General features: G+C 62.9%; 17 protein-coding genes. 15 read left to right on the top strand and 2 right to left on the bottom strand.

Translation table 11 applies throughout. The features are described 5' to 3' along the window. Positions 1-59: 59 nt before the first annotated feature. The 11 genes from nagZ (at position 60) to CO656_RS19465 (ending at position 9,645) form a co-directional block, all read left to right on the top strand. Complete coding sequence (gene nagZ / locus CO656_RS19520; protein WP_097526884.1) at positions 60-1,076, top strand: beta-N-acetylhexosaminidase; 1,017 nt, start codon at positions 60-62, stop codon at positions 1,074-1,076. Positions 1,077-1,221: 145 nt separating this feature from the next. Continuing rightward, complete coding sequence (locus CO656_RS19515) at positions 1,222-2,085, top strand: ScpA family protein (protein WP_179864798.1); 864 nt, start codon at positions 1,222-1,224, stop codon at positions 2,083-2,085. Continuing rightward, a complete protein-coding gene (gene scpB, locus CO656_RS19510; protein WP_037384524.1) occupies positions 2,078-2,803 on the top strand; it encodes an SMC-Scp complex subunit ScpB in 726 nt (241 codons plus the stop codon). The genes CO656_RS19515 and scpB overlap by 8 nt, the downstream gene beginning before the upstream one ends. Positions 2,804-2,874: 71 nt before the next feature. Further along, the gene (locus CO656_RS19505) at positions 2,875-3,984 is read left to right on the top strand and encodes an ABC transporter ATP-binding protein (RefSeq protein WP_037422892.1); all 1,110 of its coding nucleotides are present in this window, start codon (positions 2,875-2,877) and stop codon (positions 3,982-3,984) included. A 91-nt stretch (positions 3,985-4,075) separates the two neighbouring features. Further along, complete coding sequence (locus CO656_RS19500) at positions 4,076-4,282, top strand: twin-arginine translocase TatA/TatE family subunit (RefSeq protein WP_018239649.1); 207 nt, start codon at positions 4,076-4,078, stop codon at positions 4,280-4,282. Positions 4,283-4,352: 70 nt separating this feature from the next. After that, on the top strand, positions 4,353-5,066 hold the full coding sequence (gene tatB, locus CO656_RS19495; RefSeq protein WP_097526812.1) for a Sec-independent protein translocase protein TatB: 714 nt from the start codon (positions 4,353-4,355) through the stop codon (positions 5,064-5,066). Then, positions 5,063-5,905 carry a twin-arginine translocase subunit TatC gene (gene tatC, locus CO656_RS19490; RefSeq protein ID WP_037422884.1) on the top strand — a complete coding sequence of 281 codons (843 nt, stop codon included), beginning with the start codon at positions 5,063-5,065 and terminating at the stop codon, positions 5,903-5,905. Before tatB ends, tatC begins: the two co-directional genes overlap by 4 nt. Before the next feature lie 139 nt (positions 5,906-6,044). Further along, positions 6,045-7,328 (top strand): serine--tRNA ligase, encoded by a 1,284-nt coding sequence (gene serS / locus CO656_RS19480; protein WP_097526811.1) that lies wholly within the window; start codon positions 6,045-6,047, stop codon positions 7,326-7,328. A 26-nt stretch (positions 7,329-7,354) separates the two neighbouring features. Beyond that, positions 7,355-8,125 (top strand): 5'/3'-nucleotidase SurE, encoded by a 771-nt coding sequence (gene surE / locus CO656_RS19475; protein ID WP_097526810.1) that lies wholly within the window; start codon positions 7,355-7,357, stop codon positions 8,123-8,125. After that, positions 8,122-8,775: a protein-L-isoaspartate(D-aspartate) O-methyltransferase gene (locus CO656_RS19470; protein ID WP_037422875.1), complete on the top strand. Its 654-nt coding sequence runs from the start codon at positions 8,122-8,124 to the stop codon at positions 8,773-8,775. Before surE ends, CO656_RS19470 begins: the two co-directional genes overlap by 4 nt. 219 nt (positions 8,776-8,994) lie before the next feature. Further along, entirely contained in the window at positions 8,995-9,645 is a 651-nt protein-coding gene (locus tag CO656_RS19465) for a biotin biosynthesis protein BioC (protein WP_097526809.1), read from the top strand. Between the two features lie 169 nt (positions 9,646-9,814). Here the strand turns inward: CO656_RS19465 and CO656_RS30865 are convergent, their stop codons facing one another. Then, a complete protein-coding gene (locus CO656_RS30865) occupies positions 9,815-9,961 on the bottom strand; it encodes a hypothetical protein (RefSeq protein WP_234819527.1) in 147 nt (48 codons plus the stop codon). Positions 9,962-10,001: 40 nt separating this feature from the next. Here CO656_RS30865 and CO656_RS19460 point away from each other — a divergent pair, with 40 nt between their 5' ends. Then, positions 10,002-11,342: a LysM peptidoglycan-binding domain-containing protein gene (locus tag CO656_RS19460; protein WP_234819526.1), complete on the top strand. Its 1,341-nt coding sequence runs from the start codon at positions 10,002-10,004 to the stop codon at positions 11,340-11,342. 27 nt (positions 11,343-11,369) lie between these two features. On the opposite strand, the gene CO656_RS19455 is transcribed toward CO656_RS19460, so the two are convergent. Continuing rightward, complete coding sequence (locus CO656_RS19455; RefSeq protein ID WP_037422916.1) at positions 11,370-12,245, bottom strand: ATP-binding protein; 876 nt, start codon at positions 12,243-12,245, stop codon at positions 11,370-11,372. Positions 12,246-12,558: 313 nt separating this feature from the next. Here CO656_RS19455 and yajC point away from each other — a divergent pair, with 313 nt between their 5' ends. The 3 genes from yajC to CO656_RS19440 are packed head-to-tail and all read left to right on the top strand — an operon-like array spanning position 12,559 to position 15,878. Further along, positions 12,559-12,891, top strand: a complete 333-nt coding sequence (gene yajC / locus CO656_RS19450; protein WP_037422867.1) for a preprotein translocase subunit YajC — start codon at positions 12,559-12,561, stop codon at positions 12,889-12,891. A gap of 48 nt (positions 12,892-12,939) precedes the next feature. Next, positions 12,940-15,492: a protein translocase subunit SecDF gene (gene secDF / locus CO656_RS19445; RefSeq protein ID WP_097526807.1), complete on the top strand. Its 2,553-nt coding sequence runs from the start codon at positions 12,940-12,942 to the stop codon at positions 15,490-15,492. Next, positions 15,492-15,878 carry an Mth938-like domain-containing protein gene (locus tag CO656_RS19440; protein WP_179864797.1) on the top strand — a complete coding sequence of 129 codons (387 nt, stop codon included), beginning with the start codon at positions 15,492-15,494 and terminating at the stop codon, positions 15,876-15,878. Before secDF ends, CO656_RS19440 begins: the two co-directional genes overlap by 1 nt. Positions 15,879-15,885 lie beyond the last annotated feature (7 nt).

Below are 15,885 nucleotides of genomic sequence, written 5' to 3'. Positions count from 1 at the left end.
AGGCGCCGGCAGACGCTTTGCGGCTTCGCGGTTCGGTCGCGGGCCATTATGATCGGCATATGAGCGAATCAAAGGCATTCATCTCGGGCTGCAAAGGCCTTTCCCTCACGGCAGAAGAGCGCAGCTTCTTCGCCGGCGAGCGCCCTTGGGGCTTCATTCTCTTCGGTCGCAACATCGGCGAGAAAGATCAGATCTGCGATCTCGTCGCGGCCCTGCGCGACAGCGTCGGCAATCCGAAAGCACCGGTCCTCATCGACCAGGAGGGCGGCCGCGTCCAGCGCATTCGCCCGCCGCTCGCGCAGCAATATCCGAGCGGTGCAGCCATCGGCGAGATCTACCGGCGCGACGTTGAAATGGGGCTGCGTGCCGCGTGGCTGCTCGGCCGTCTGCATGCCTTCGATCTCATGCGGCTCGGCATCACGGTCGACTGCCTGCCGGTTCTCGACGTGCCGGTGCCCGGCAGCCATGACGTCATCGGCAACCGCGCCTATGGCCACGATGCGGCGATTGTGACGGCGATCGGCCGTGCCGTCGGCGAAGGCCTGAAAGCGGGCGGCATGCTGCCGGTGATGAAGCACATGCCGGGCCATGGCCGCACCTTCGTGGATTCGCACCACAACCTGCCGGTGGTCGACGCCTCGTTGGACGAACTGAAGCGTGTCGATTTCCAGCCTTTCGCCGCCATGAGGGACGAGGTGATGGCGATGTCGGCGCATATGGTGTTCACGGCGATCGACCCCGACAATCCGGCAACCACCTCTTCCAAGGTCGTGCGGGAGATCATCCGCGGCTATATCGGCTTCGACGGCCTGTTGATGTCCGACGACGTTTCCATGAACGCCCTTGCTGGGGATATGACCACCCGCGCGCGAGGGATTGTCGACGCAGGCCTCGATCTCGTCTTGCATTGCCACGGCATTATGGAAGAAATGAAAGCCGTCGCCGATGTCGTGCCGGTTCTCTCGGGCGACCGGCTGCGCCGCGGGAAGGCGGCCGAGGCCGCCTTCCGGCAGCCTGACGGTTCGGACGAAGACATATTGCGAGCGGAGTTCAATGCGATGTTCTCGCTCGTCTAGGGCATTCTGCTTTCGGGTGGACAGGCAGAAGGCAGAAAAGATGCTCTAGATTCAAAATTGTAGAGCGTTTTTTTGCGGCTTCGCATGAAGGTGGGCGCTCTATTTGGGAAACGCGGCGCCGCCGCGTCGAAAGGGCATGGGGTCGATGGGGTCTGACGAAAGGCAGGGACAACCTGTGGCAAAGGCGCCGATGGAGCCTTTGTGGCAGGACGAGTCTGCCGATCGCGGCTTGCACGAGGAAGAGCTCGTCGTCGACATTGGTGGCTTCGAGGGTCCGCTCGACCTGCTTCTCCATCTCGCCCGCAGCCAGCGCGTCGATCTTTCGCGAATCTCCGTTCTGGCGCTTGCCGAGCAGTATATCGCCTTCATCGAGCGGGCGCGCTCCATCCGCATCGAGCTTGCCGCCGATTATCTCGTCATGGCGGCATGGCTTGCCTATCTGAAGTCGCGCCTGCTGATCCCCCAGCAATCGAAGGACGAGGGCCCCTCGGGCGAGGAAATGGCGTCCGCCCTTGCTTTCCGCCTGAAGCGCCTCGAGGCGATGCGCGATGCCGCGACGCGGCTGGTCAACCGCAACAGGCTGGGCCGAGACGTCTTCGGACGCGGTGCACCTGAGCACCTCGTATCGGAACGAAAGTCCGGCTACGACGCTTCGCTCTACGACTTGCTGACGGCCTACGCTACGCTCCGCCAACGGCAGGCGATAACCCAGGTGACGATCGAGAAGCGCCATGTCTGGTCGCTTGCCGATGCGCGCCTCATCCTCGCCAGGATGGTCGGCAGCCTCGAAGACTGGACCGCGCTCGACCATTTCCTCATCCGCTACATGACGGGCCCGAAGGAGCGCGCAACCGCAATCGCGAGTTCTTTTGCCGCGTCGCTCGAGCTGGTGCGGGAGGGACGGTTGGAAATCCGGCAGGAAGCCGCTTTCGCGCCGATCTATTTAAGGCGCGGGCCGAAGCCGATCGATGCCGCGACCCTGGCGGAAATGGAGGCAGCGCGTGGCTGAGGCGCAAAAATACCTGCCCGGACTACCCGATGACGAGGACGACCTCGAGGTGTTCATCGATCCAGGGCTGGCGGAGGAGGCGGAGCGGATCGCCGAAGCGCTCGTCTTCGCATCGGCGCAGCCAATTTCCGAGAGCTATATTGCCAGCCGAATACCCCGTGGCGTCGATGTCGGCCGTGTCATGGCACGGCTGAAAGCGTCCTATGCGAGCCGCGGCGTCAATCTCGTTCAGGTCGCCGACCACTGGGCGTTCCGCACCGCGGCCGATCTCTCCTTCGTCGTGCAAACTGACGAGCAGGAGATCAAGAAGCTCTCGCGCGCCGCGCTCGAAGTCCTGGCCATCATCGCCTATCACCAGCCGGTGACGCGTGCGGAGATCGAGGACATCCGCGGCGTTCAGACTTCCAAGGGCACGCTCGATGTGCTGATGGAGGCGGGCTGGGTGCGGTTTCGCGGCCGAAGACGCACGCCGGGGCGGCCGGTCACATTCGGAACGACGCGGGATTTCCTCGATCACTTCGGGCTGGAAGAAATCCGCGACCTCCCGGGCATCGAGGAATTGAAGGGCGCCGGTCTCCTGTCCGGTCGGGTTCCCTCCAACCTGCATATCCCGGTCCCTGTCGGTGAGGACGAACTTTCCGACAATGAGGATCCCATCACCCAGATGGACCTCGAGGAACTGGGCCTCTTGACTCCGAAGGCTGAAGGGGACGATTAGGAATCCTGAGTTGGGCTATCGGCTTTAAGGCCGCTATCCCTCCGGAAGGCCTTCGGTCAAGGAATGCGGGTATGGGTTCAGACACGCTCAACGGCGCCGTTGCGACGACGAGACGCCAGGGTGTGTCCTTTGCGGCGAGCCTCGCATTCGAAAACATCAGCCACCGCTATCACTCGAAGGACACGATCAAGAACGTCTCGCTGACTGCCGAGGCCGGCGAAGTGCTGTGCCTGCTCGGCCCCTCCGGGTCCGGCAAGACAACCTTGCTGCGGATCGCGGCCGGCATCGAGATGCAGACCGGCGGCCGGCTTCTGCTGAACGGGCAGGAAATATCCGGTCCCTCCGTCTTCCTGCCGCCGGAAAGGCGTGGCGTCGGGCTGATGTTCCAGGATTTCGCGCTCTTCCCGCACATGACCATTCGCGACAATGTCTGCTTCGGCTTGAACGACCTGCCGAAGAAGGAGGCTTTGATCCAGGCCGATGCGGCGCTCGATCGCGTGGGGCTGTTTCATTACGCAGATCGTTACCCGCATGTGCTTTCAGGCGGCGAGCAGCAACGGGTGGCGCTCGCGCGGGCGCTCGCCCCGCGGCCGGCGGTGCTGTTGATGGACGAGCCTTTCTCCGGTCTCGATTCCCGCCTGAAGGATTCCATTCGTGCCGATACGCTGGCGATCCTCCGCGAAACGCGGGCGACGGCGATCGTCGTCACCCATGACGCGGAAGAGGCCATGCGCATGGCCGACCGTATAGCGCTCCTGAAGGATGGCTGCCTCGTTCAGGTCGGCACCGCCGACGAGCTCTATCGCAAGCCCTGCAATCTGTTTGCCGCCGGGTTCTTCTCCGAGATCAACGTGTTCGATGCGCGTGTGCGCGGCGGCCGCGTCGAAACGCCGCTCGGTGACGTGCCTGCCGGGGAATACAAGGAGGGGCAGCCCTTGAGCGTGGCGGTGCGGCTCTCCGGTGTTCAGTTGAAGCCGGAGGGCGGCGACATCCCGGCGCGCATCCTGTCTCGACGCTTCCTGGGCGTCGTCGAGTTGCTGGAACTCGCCGTGCCGCAGTCGGAGCGGACGGTACGGGCCCGCATTCGGGCCGATCTGTTGCCGACAGGATTGCGTGACGTCACGCTTTCCGTTAACGAGCGCGACATATTGGTGTTTGAAAAAGACGCCTCGACATCTTAGGTTCGGTCACAATGACGGCGCGCCTTCAAGCGGCGCCTGAAAAATGACAACGTGATGGCTTTGAATCGATAAAGCCTGAGGGAGTAAGTGGATGGGTTCGTTTAGCATCTGGCATTGGCTGATCGTCCTGGTGGTCGTGCTGCTGTTGTTTGGTCGTGGCAAGATCCCGGAATTGATGGGCGACGTTGCCAAGGGCATCAAGAACTTCAAGAAGGGCATGACCGACGAGGACGCTGCCTCGGCCGACAAGACGATCGACGGCAAGACCGTCGAGCACAAGTCCGACGAAGTCCGCTGACGATCGGAAATGGCCAACCGGCGCGCCTAGCGTCCGGTGAGCCGCATTACGGGTTTGTAGGGCGCGTCGGATGCTTGATATCGGCTGGACCGAGCTTGTTGTTATTGCAATCGTCTTGATCGTCGTCGTCGGACCGAAGGACCTGCCGCCCATGCTGCGGGCCTTCGGACGAATGACGGGGCGGATGCGGGGCATGGCCTCCGACTTCCGCCGCCAGTTCGATGAAGCGCTGCGGGAGGCCGATCTCGACGAGGTTCGCAAGACGATCAGCGATGCGCAAAGCCTCAATCCGACCACCGCATTGCGCGATGCCATGAACCCGCTGCGGCAGCTCGGAAACGAGATCAAATCCGATCTGCAAAGGGCGACGACGCCCGACGCTCCGGCCCAACCGGTCGCGCCCGAGGCTCCTGTCACGCCTGCACCACAAATCGAGCCGGCGACTGCGCCCGCTGGAATGCCGGCGAAGCCGGTCGAGACGGTGGCAGCCGCGGCCGTCGGGTCTGCCTCCCGGCAGATGCAACGCGCAGCGGCGGACGAGGTAAAGGTGGCGGAATCGAAGGCGCCCGAGGCGACGCCGAAGCGTGCCGCTAAGCCGAGAGCAGCTTCGCAGAAGGCGGCGAGCGCCAAGGGACCGGCAATCAAGGCAGCCACCAAGAAAGCCGCCGCTACGGCCGCGCCGAAGAAAGCGGCGACTAGGAAGACCACAGCCGACGACCGCGTGGCCCCCGTCGGAACCGAGAAGACAAGCGCATCTGCGCGCAAGAAAAAAGGTGACGCATGAGCGGCGATATCGAGGACAAGCCGCAGCCGTTGATCGAGCACCTGATCGAGCTTAGGGCGCGGTTGATGTGGGCGGTCGGCGCGTTCTTCGTCGCTTTCCTGGTCTGCTTCTATTTCGCCAAGCAGCTGTTCAATCTCCTCGTCCTGCCGTTCAAGTGGGCGGTGAGCTGGGCCGGTCTCAGCCATCGTAACGTGGAACTCATCTACACCGCGCCGCAGGAGTTTTTCTTCACCCAGATCAAGGTGGCGATGTTCGGCGCGCTGGTGATCGCCTTTCCGGTAATCGCCTCGCAGGTCTATAAGTTCGTCGCGCCCGGGCTCTACAAGAACGAGCGCGCCGCCTTCCTGCCGTTCCTGGTTGCGTCTCCACTCCTTTTCCTGCTCGGCGGGGCGCTGGTTTACTTCTTCTTCACCCCGATGGTCATGTGGTTCTTCCTGGCCATGGAGCAGGGCGGTGGAGAGGGGCAGGTTGCGATCCAGCTGCTGCCGAAGGTCTCGGAATATCTGAGCCTGATCATGTCGCTGGTGTTCGCCTTCGGCCTGGTCTTCCAGTTGCCGGTCGTCACCACGCTACTGGCGCGCGTCGGTTTCGTCACCTCGCAGGGGCTCGCCGAGAAGCGCAAATATGCGATCGTCATCGCTTTCATCGTCGCGGCCGTGCTGACGCCGCCGGATCCGGTTTCCCAGATCGGTCTTGCGCTGCCAGCCATCCTTCTCTACGAGATTTCAATCTATACGGCGCGACTCGTTGAAAGGCAGCGGGAAGCTGAATCACTTGCAGGCGAGTCTGCGTCTTCGCAGGAAGGTTCTTCGGGTACGGTCGGGCCCGCCCAGGGCTGATCTAATCGCGCCGTGACCTGCAGCGCCGCGCGTTTTATCAGACGCGCAAAGGTCGCTGTAGCACTTCGAATTGCTGCATGTCTCCTCAAATCGAGGTCGATCTGAGGAGACATGCAGCAGACCAACGCGTGGGACGACTATGCTCGACATCAAATGGATTCGTGAGAATGCTGGCCTGCTCGACAATGCGCTGGCGAAGCGGGGCGCGGAGCCGTTGTCGGCATCGCTGATCGCGCTTGACGAGCGCCGCCGCACGGTCTTGCAATCGCTGCAGGAGATGCAGTCGCGCCGCAACGCCGCCTCGAAGGAAATCGGCGCCGCCATGGCGCAGAAGAACGGCGAACTCGCGGAAAAGCTCAAGGCCGAGGTCGCCGAACTCAAGGACGCCCTGCCGGCTGCCGAAGAGGAAAGCCGCCGGATCGAAGCCGAGCTCAACGATACGCTCTCGCGCATCCCGAACGTTCCGCTTGAGGACGTCCCGGTCGGTCCGGACGAGAGCGGCAATGTCGTGAAGCGCACCGTCGGCGCCAAGCCCACGTGGAATCACAAGCCGCTCGAGCATTTCGAAATCGGCGAAGCCTTGGGGTTCATGGACTTCGAAGGGGCCGCACGCATTGCCGGCTCGCGCTTCACCATTCTGAAGGGTCAGCTTGCCCGCCTGGAGCGCGCCCTCGGCCAATTCATGCTGGACCTGCATACGCAGGAGCACGGCTATATCGAGGTGCAGCCGCCACTGCTCGTCCGCGACGATGCGATGTATGGAACCGGCCAGCTGCCGAAATTCGCGGAAGATCTCTTCCGCACGACGGACGATCGCTGGCTGATCCCGACGGCGGAGGTTCCACTGACGAACATGGTGCGCGAGCAGATCCTCGAGGGCGAAAAGCTGCCGCTGCGCTTCACGGCCCTGACGCCATGCTTCCGCTCGGAGGCGGGGTCTGCCGGCCGCGACACACGCGGCATGCTTCGCCAGCATCAGTTCAACAAGGTCGAACTGGTGTCGATCACCGACGCCGAGACCTCGATCGACGAGCATGAGCGGATGACGGCCTGCGCCGAGGAGGTGCTGAAAGGGCTCGGGCTCCACTACCGGGTCATGACGCTCTGCACCGGCGACATGGGCTTCGGCGCACGCAAGACCTACGATATCGAGGTCTGGCTGCCGGGGCAGGATACTTACCGCGAAATCTCGTCCTGCTCGGTCTGCGGCGACTTCCAGGCGCGGCGCATGAATGCACGCTACCGCACCAAGGAGGAAAAGGGCACGAAGTTCGTCCATACGCTGAACGGTTCCGGCGTCGCTGTCGGCCGCGCGCTGATCGCCGTCATCGAGAACTATCTGAATGACGACGGCTCGGTCTCCGTTCCGGAGGTTCTCGTCCCCTATATGGGCGGTCTTAGACGCATCGAGAAGGCGGCCTGAAGCGCGGGCAAGCGAAAGAGACCGGCATGCGCATCCTGCTGACCAATGACGATGGCATTCATGCCGAAGGGCTTTCTGTCCTCGAGCGGATCGCCCTGACGATCTCGGACGATGTCTGGGTCGTCGCTCCGGAAGTGGACCAGAGCGGCCTTGCCCATTCGCTGACGCTGTCGGAGCCGCTGCGATTGCGGCAGGTGGCGGAGAGGCGTTTCGCCCTCAGGGGAACGCCGACCGACTGCGTCATCATGGCAGCGCGCAAGATCCTCGACCGTAGGCCGGATCTCGTCCTTTCGGGCGTCAATATCGGCGCCAATCTCGCCGACGACGTCACCTATTCAGGCACGGTCGCCGGCGCAATCGAGGGCACACTGCAGGGAATCCGGTCGATCGCCGTCAGCCAGGCTTACCGGCATGCCGTCGGCGGCGCAGTCTCATGGGACGTGGCCGAGACCCATGCGCCCGCCCTGATCCGTACCTTGATGGATGTCGCGCTTCCGGATGGCACGCTCCTCAATGTGAACTTCCCCGATTGCGCGGCCGATGCGGTGGCGGGCGTCGAAGTGACCTCACAAGGCAAGCTCGAATTCGGCCTCAGCATCGACGAACGCATCGATGGCCGCGGATTTCCCTATTTCTGGCTCCGCTTCGGCGAGCGCTCCGGCGACTTCCGCTCCGGCACCGACATTCACGCTGTGCGCGAAAACCGGATTTCGGTAACCCCGCTTAAACTGGATATGACCGACTATACCGTCCAGGAGCGCATTGCGCGCGCACTGCGGGAAGGGACAGGCGCTTGAACGGACGCGTTTCGCAGCAGGAAGGCTTTGCAGCGATGGCGCTGCGCCTTCGTTCCGCCGGCGTGGTCAATCACGATTTGCTCAAGGCCGTCGAGCAGACGCCGCGCAGCATTTTCTGTCCGCCGCAGTACCAGGACGAGGTCTATTCCAAACGATTGATACCGCTCGACTGCGGTTCGTTCATGGAAGGTTGCGACTTGGCAGTCCGCCTGCTGCATTGCCTGAACATCAAACCGGGCCAGCGGATTCTCGAGGTCGGGACAGGCAGCGGCTTCACCGCCGCAGTGATGGGGCGCATCGCCGAACGCATCCTGACGATCGACCGCTACCAGACATTGGTGAGTTCGGCGCAGAAGAACCTCGAAAAAGCTGGCATCCGCAATGTCGTGGTCAGGCAGGCGGATGGCAGTTCCGGAGTGCCGGGCGAGGGGACCTTCGACCGAATTCTTATCACCGCCGCCTTCGGCAGCCTGCCTCGAATGTTTTCCGACCATCTCGTCTCCGGCGGTACTCTGCTCGTGCCGATCATGATGAGCGAAACACAGTGCCGCATCGTGCGGGTCAGCCGGACGGGCAGCCGTTTCGATCGTGAAGACCTGTTCGATGCGCCCTATCTTCCGATCGTACCGCAGCTCGCATCGTTTCTTTGATGGACGGGTGACCTGATTCTCGGCTGCCGGAGGTGGCTGAGGCACCGCTGCGCCGTTCCCTCGACGCAGCAAACCCCTTGCGGATCAGCCTGTTAACCCATTCTTAACCAAATCCAGCTTCGCGCAAGCTTCAGCCCTTAGCCCGGACGGGCACGATGGCTGAAGGCGCGTTTGCCTCGACGGCGACCCGCTCCCTCGTGCCAGTGACGGAGACGGTGGATGGAGATTGCGAACAGGCTGACGGCAGCGACGACGGGCGACGGTTTGGGCAATCTCGCCGGCCGTCCCGCCGGGCAGGTCGTCTCCGGAAGCAAGGACGATGGCGGCGTCCAGGCAACTCCGACAAGCTTTTTCGATCCGACGCCACGCATTTCGCTGTCGGTCGATGCGTTGCTCTATCTCAGCCGGACAAGAAAGGCGCCGGAGAAACTGCCGCCCTTGACCCGGGACGAGTGGAACAACACGCTTTCCCCGCAGCTGGCTGCGCGCGAATATCAGGCCTTTGGGAAGCATGCCGAGACCGGCGACTACAAGGCTTATTATAGTTCCTTCATCGACTACTATGACAGCCTCCGCACGGAGGACCAGAACAGCCTGCGTTATTTCGGCACGAGGGAGGCGGCTCTGGCCGGCTTGCGGTCGCTCGAATACGATGCCGGAAGCGGATTGGACACGGGCGGAAATTTCGAAAGACTCGTCAGCGTCTTCCTGGACGAGGACAAGGCTGTCTCTTCAGTCGGTTCCACCGATACGCCGGTCCGCGAAACACCCTTCGTCGGTTGGGACGTCGGCAGCATCAGCTATGAGGAGCAGCTGCCTGAATCGCGGTCGCTGTCGGAAATCGAGCGCCTCTATTCCGAGCTCCTTTGAGCTGTTGCCTCTGCGGCATTTAGGGCGGAAAGGCTTCTGCGTCACGGATGCGCGGACATCCTATGGTTAGCATTTTGTCAAATGAGTCCCGCCCTTAACCGGGCGGTAACTCTAATGCGCTTTAATCATTCCACAGCGAGTTGCGTTCGGAGTGGGTAAGCGTCATGCGTCAATTTTCATCTCCCGGTGCAGGGAAGTCTTTGATCCGCCTGTGCGGGGCGGTTTTGCTGGCAAGCGTCGCGACCGGTTGCAGCTCCGACGTCAGCCGTTTCAACGGGCTCTTTTCGAGTTCGGATGACATCACCACCAGTTCCATCCCGGGGAATGTTCCACGTGGCGATATCTCCGGCGGCCAATTGGCCTCATCCGCAGGTTCCGGCGGCTCTTACGGCCAGGCTTTTCCGAGTTCCGCGCAGGCCGCGTCCTACGATCCGATGAGCACGGCGAGTACGCCGGTCTCCAGCGCCCGGGCCGCTTCGACGCCGGTCAGCGTTCAGCGTACTGCCTTGGCGGAGCCGGCGCCGGTCGCAACGCGTCAGCCGCAGGCGCTTCCCGCCGCCCGCCAACCGCAGCCCATACTCGCAAAGGCTGAGCCGCTGCCGTCGGATCTAAAGACGACTCCGAACAAAGGTGGCTGGACGACGGCGAATGCGCCCACGATCATGGTGCGCCCCGGCGATACGGTTGCCGTGTTGGCCCGCCGCTTCGGAGTTCCCGAGAAGGAAATCCTCAAGGCGAACGGCTTGAAGTCGGCAAGCCAGGTCGAGCCAGGTCAACGCCTTATCGTCCCGACCTTTGGCGCTTCGAGCAGTGCAGCAAAGGCCGCAGCCTCTGGTTCCATTGCCGACTTCGAAGGCGGAAAGAGGCAGCCTTCGCCGCTTCCCACCGGCCAGCGCGAGATGGCGATCCTTCCCGGCCAGTCTCAGTCCCGCGAAAAGAGCGAAGGCCGCAACGATGTGGCCGCCGGCAAGCTTAACAATGCCGGTGCAGGCGACGGCTCGGATGGCGGTTACACCGTCAAGCCGGGGGATTCGCTGAACAAGATCGCCAAGGCCAACGGCGTGTCCGTCGCGGCGCTGAAGCAGGCAAACGGTCTGACGGCGGAAGCTATTCGCGTCGGCCAGAAGTTGAAGATGCCTGCAGCCGGAGCAGCGGCGACCGATGCCGTCGTCACGGCCTCCGTGCCGGCCAAAACGGAAACGAAAGTGGCTTCGCTCGATCAGGGCAAGCCGGCGGAATACAAGGCTCCGGTCGCCAAGGAGAGCGTTTCGGACGTCGCTATCAAGACCGATATCGACCAGGAGTCTCCGAAGTCGACGGGCATCAGCAAATATCGCTGGCCGGTCCGCGGCGCGGTGGTTGCCGCCTATGGCGCCAATGTCGACGGCAACCGCAATGACGGTATCAATATTTCGGTGCCCGAAGGCACGCCGATCAAGGCGGCAGAGAACGGCGTGGTCATCTATTCCGGCAGCAGCCTCAAGGAACTGGGCAATGCCGTCCTGGTCCGCCACGATGACGGCACCGTCACGGTCTATGGCAACGCCTCGCAGCTCAAGGTTCAGCGCGGCGAGAAGGTCCAGCGCGGCCAGACGCTTGCCGCCTCCGGCATGACCGGCAAGGCGAGCCAGCCGCAGGTGCACTTCGAGGTTCGCAAGAATGCGACCCCGGTTAACCCGGCGACTTTCCTCGAATAGTCTTCATCGGGCGCCCTGCGCGCCCGATCATGCCGTCTCGTCCAGTTGACGGCGCAGACGGCCAGCCAGATCCTGAATGAATTGCCAGGCGACGCGGCCGGATCTCGATCCCCGCGTCGTCGCCCATTCGAGGGCGCCGGCATGCAGCGATGCCGGTTCGACGGGCAGATGGAAATAGCGCGCATAGCCGTCGACCATGGCCAGATAGTCGTCCTGGCTGCACTTGTAGAAGCCGAGCCATAGCCCGAAGCGATCCGAGAGCGAGACCTTTTCCTCGACCGCCTCCGAAGGATTGATGGCAGTCGACTGTTCGTTTTCCATCATGTCGCGCGGCAGAAGGTGTCGGCGGTTCGAGGTCGCATAGAGTACGACGTTTGCCGGGCGGCCCTCCACTCCGCCGTCAAGAACGGCCTTCAGCGACTTGTAGGACGTATCGTCGTGATCGAAGGAAAGGTCGTCGCAGAAAACGATCACCGGCATCGGGGCTTGCCGCAGGATGTCCATCAGCGCGGGGAGGGACGCGATGTCCTCGCGATGCACCTCAACGAGCTTGAGGCCGCCGCCGCTGTCGCGCGCCACCTTCGCATGTACCGCCTTGACCAGCGATGACTTGCCCATGCCGCGTGCGCCCCAGAGGAGCACGTTGTTCGCGGGAAAACCCTCTGCGAAGCGAAGCGTGTTGTCGAAGAGGATGTCGCGGACATGATCGACACCGGTGATCAACGAGAGATCGATGCGATTCGGTTTGGTGACCGGTTGCAAATGGCGGGTAACGGGGACCCAGACGAAGCATTCTGCTTCGTTCCAGTCGTTCTCCGCCGGCGCCGGCCCGGCGATCCGGTCGAGCGCTGCCGAAAGCCTCTGCACTTCATTGATCAGAATGTCGAGCTTGCTTTCGCGCATCATTATATCTCCGGGCATACTGGTCTGCGGGCTTGGCTCACGCTCCTGGCGAAAGATGCGGGGTCCGGTGCAGTTGCTTGATCTATCCGGCCGTTTCTCCGCCGGCGGTATGATTTTGTCGGTAGCACGGCGGTTTGCGCTGGAAAAGCCCGGCTCTCCGCCCTGAAGGGGTTCTCCTGTTGCGGAAATTATGTCAGAGGCAGGAGCAACGGAGAAGGGTGCCGACATTTGTGTCGTGGGATTGCTTCCCTATATTCCCGTCGGATTTCGCGCGGGCAAAGTAACCGCGTGGGTTGAACTCAAGGAGTGATCGATGTTCATTACCGAAGCTTTTGCGCAGACTGCCGCGCCCGCCGCCGGCGGGGCCGACATTTTGATGTCCATCCTGCCGTTCATCCTGATCTTCGTCGTCATGTACTTCCTGATCATTCGCCCGCAACGTGCGCAGATGAAGCGTCGCGAAGAGCTGTTGAAGAACATCCGCCGCGGCGATCAGATCGTTACCGGCGGCGGTATCATCGGCAAGGTGACGAAGGTTATCGACGATGCGGAACTCGAGGTCGAAATCGCCGAGGGAATCAAGGTCCGCGTCGCCCGCAGCGGCGTGTCCGAAGTCCGCGTGAAGGGTGAGCCCGTCAAGGAATAACCTCACCTGCCACGGCCGGCCGGGTCTGGCGATGGAGCATTTCAAGGCATGCCCAACTTCTCGCCGCTGAAGAACACCTTGATCTGGCTGGTCGTCCTGGCCGGTTTTGCCTTTGCTCTGCCGAACATCGTTCCGAGGGAGCAGCTTGCCGGATGGCCGGCATGGCTGCCGCATCGGCAGGTGCCGCTCGGCCTCGACCTCAAGGGCGGCTCCGATATCGTTCTGAAGGTTGATCGCGACAGCATCGTCGCGGACCGCCTGCAAGCCACGATCCAGGCCATCGCCCAAGCGCTGAGAGGCGCCGAAATCGGCTATACCGGCCTTTCCGGCAGCGGTCAGGAAATTCAGTTTCGGCTGCGCGATACGTCTCAGTTAGCGGCAGCCCGAGAGGCCCTCAATACACTCACCGCGCCGGTTGAGGCACCGGGCCGGGCTGGCAATCCGATCCGGGAATTGGTCGTCGACGAGACGACGGCGCAGGAGCCGGTTCAGCTTCGCCTGACCAACGAGGGCATCGATTTCCGGCTGTCCGCGGCGCTCGCCCAGTCGATCGAGGCGGTGCGTCGCCGCGTCGGAGAAGTGGTGGCCGCGGAACCGGTGATCCAGCGCCGCGGCAGCGATCGCTTGAGCATCCAGATACCCGGCTTGGAGGACCCACAACGTCTCAAGGATCTCCTCAGCCAGCGGGGCAGCGTCGCTTTCCGGTGGCTCGACCCATCGATGCCGGCGCAACAAGCCCTCGATACGCGGCCGCCCGCCGCGTCGGAGGTGCTCTATTCGCTGGATGACCCGCCGGTGCCTTATCTGGTCGAAAGGCAGGCCTTCGCCTCCGCTGAGGACTTTGACGATGCGCAGCCCGGGACTGATCCTCAGACCGGCGAACCCGTGGTCGATATCAAGTCCCCGCGGCTCGCAACGCTGTCGCAAGCCGCGTCGAACCGGCAATTCGCCATCGTGCTGGATGGACAGGTGGTCTCGACACCGGCGCTTGGCGACGTCATCGAAGGCGATATGGTCCGGCTCTCCGGCGACTTGTCGGAGGAGGGCGCGGAGAATTTCGCCGCTCTGCTGCGAGCCGGGCCGCTTCCCGCCTCACTGACGGTCATCGAAGAGCGCACGGTCGGTCCGGAAGTTGGCACGGACGCGATCGCCAACGGCTTAACGGCCGGGTTGGTCGCGGCAGCCGCGGTCGCCGCCTGCATGATCGGGTTCTACGGTTTCTTCGGCCTTGTCGCCGTGGTCGCTGTGATCGTCAACGTCGTGCTCATCATCGCGGTAATCTCCCTTCTCGGAATTACGCTGACCCTGCCGGGGATCGCCGGGATCGTTCTCACGATCGGGGTGGCGGTCGATTCGAATGTTCTCATCTACGAGCGGCTGCGAGAGGAGGTGCGCAACAGCAGTGAGCCGTTGCGCAAGGCCCTCGACAACGGCTTTTCGCGCGTGTTGAGGAGCATAATCGATGCGAACCTGACGATGCTGATTGCGGGCGTCATCCTTTTCCTGCTTGGCACCGGGGCGATCAGCGGGTTTGCGACGACGCTCGCCATAGGCAGCGTCACGACCATCCTGACGGCGCATAGCCTGACCCGCCGGCTCATCCGCGGATGGTATCGCCGCCGCCGGCCGAAACATCTGCCAAGGGGTATCCGCACAGGCTTCTTTGCCGAGGCCGATATCCGCTTCATGGCCCTCCGCAATCCGGTGTTCATCCTGATGGCGTCGCTCTCGCTTGCTTCGCTCGTCCTGCTGGTGAGCCTCGGGCTCAACATGGGGGCCGACTTCAAAGGTGGTTCTCTTCTGGAGCTCCGGTCAAAGCAAGGCACAGCCGACGTCGCCGACGTCCGCGCCCGCCTCGACGAATTGAACCTCGGCGAGGTCCAGATTCAGGGGCTTGGCTCGGCGCGGGATATCCTGCTGCGCATCCCATCGCAGGAGGCAGGCGACAACGCCGATCAGACCGCAATGGGATTGGTCCGCGCCGAGCTCGAAGGTGACTACAGCTTCCGCCGTGTCGAGGTCGTCGGCCCGGCGGTGTCCGGAGAACTGACGCGCGCCGGTACGCTCGCAGTCGCGGCGGCGATACTCGCCATCATCCTCTATGTCTGGTTGCGCTTCGATTGGAAGTTTGCTGCCGGTGCCGTCATCACCACGCTTCACGACGTGCTGTTGACCGTGGGCTTCCTGGTCTTGACCGGCATCGAATTCAATCTCGCGAGCCTCGCAGCGCTTCTGACCATCGTCTGCTACTCGCTGAACGACACGATGGTGATCTACGACCGCGTCCGGGAGAACCTGGCGCGCTATCGGCGGATGCCGCTTTCGGTCTTGATCGACGCATCGATCAACCAGACCCTGTCGCGTACCATCCTCACGGCGACGACGACGGCGCTTGCCCTCGTTGCGCTTTACCTGTTCGGCGGGAGCCGCCTCGTGCAATCCTTCAGCGCGACGCTCCTCTTCGGGGTGGTTATCGGGACGGTTTCGTCGATCTATATCGCCGGGCCGGTGCTCATTCTCTTCAACCGTCGAAACAATCGTCTCGGCGGCGAGTTGGGAGGACGCGGGACGACGCCGGGTACGGCAACGGGGGCGGCCTGATGGCAAAAGGTATCGAAATGCGCGAAGCGCACTTTCCGGGACGCGCGCCTATCGACGCCTACGGCAATGGCGGCTTCCGCTTCGCCGACATGTCGCACCGCGGCTCGGTGCTGCTGCTGCCCTCCGGCGTCTATGCCTGGGACGTCGCCGAGGGGGATCCGCTGGGGATCGAAAAATTCCGGCGCGTTCTTGGCGAGGCTCACGCGATCGAAGTCCTGCTCGTCGGGACCGGCCGCGACATCAGACCCTTGCCGGCGGATCTGAAGGCAACATTGAAGGCCGCCGATATTTCGTCCGATCCGATGAATACCGGCGCGGCGGTTCGCACCTACAATGTCATGCTGGCAGAATCGCGCGCCGTCGCTGCAGCCCTGATTGCGGTGTGATCGAGCC

The organism is Sinorhizobium sp. FG01 (genome assembly GCF_002531875.1).
GTDB classification, from domain to species: domain Bacteria; phylum Pseudomonadota; class Alphaproteobacteria; order Rhizobiales; family Rhizobiaceae; genus Sinorhizobium; species Sinorhizobium fredii_C.
Note: the sequence above shows the minus strand (reverse complement) of the source record. Positions and strands in the feature narration are given on the sequence as shown.

Bases quoted from the DNA above. Each gene is read 5' to 3' on its own strand.
- secDF (WP_097526807.1), top strand. From the start codon at position 12,940: ATGCCCAACTTCTCGCCGCTGAAGAACACCTTGATCTGGCTGGTCGTC.
- tatB (WP_097526812.1), top strand. From the start codon at position 4,353: ATGCTTGATATCGGCTGGACCGAGCTTGTTGTTATTGCAATCGTCTTG.
- CO656_RS19440 (WP_179864797.1), top strand. From the start codon at position 15,492: ATGGCAAAAGGTATCGAAATGCGCGAAGCGCACTTTCCGGGACGCGCG.
- tatC (WP_037422884.1), top strand. From the start codon at position 5,063: ATGAGCGGCGATATCGAGGACAAGCCGCAGCCGTTGATCGAGCACCTG.
- surE (WP_097526810.1), top strand. From the start codon at position 7,355: ATGCGCATCCTGCTGACCAATGACGATGGCATTCATGCCGAAGGGCTT.
- CO656_RS19455 (WP_037422916.1), bottom strand. From the start codon at position 12,245: ATGCGCGAAAGCAAGCTCGACATTCTGATCAATGAAGTGCAGAGGCTT.
- yajC (WP_037422867.1), top strand. From the start codon at position 12,559: ATGTTCATTACCGAAGCTTTTGCGCAGACTGCCGCGCCCGCCGCCGGC.
- serS (WP_097526811.1), top strand. From the start codon at position 6,045: ATGCTCGACATCAAATGGATTCGTGAGAATGCTGGCCTGCTCGACAAT.
- CO656_RS19500 (WP_018239649.1), top strand. From the start codon at position 4,076: ATGGGTTCGTTTAGCATCTGGCATTGGCTGATCGTCCTGGTGGTCGTG.
- CO656_RS19515 (WP_179864798.1), top strand. From the start codon at position 1,222: ATGGGGTCTGACGAAAGGCAGGGACAACCTGTGGCAAAGGCGCCGATG.
- nagZ (WP_097526884.1), top strand. From the start codon at position 60: ATGAGCGAATCAAAGGCATTCATCTCGGGCTGCAAAGGCCTTTCCCTC.
- CO656_RS19465 (WP_097526809.1), top strand. From the start codon at position 8,995: ATGGAGATTGCGAACAGGCTGACGGCAGCGACGACGGGCGACGGTTTG.
- CO656_RS19505 (WP_037422892.1), top strand. From the start codon at position 2,875: ATGGGTTCAGACACGCTCAACGGCGCCGTTGCGACGACGAGACGCCAG.
- CO656_RS30865 (WP_234819527.1), bottom strand. From the start codon at position 9,961: ATGGAACTGGTGGTGATGTCATCCGAACTCGAAAAGAGCCCGTTGAAA.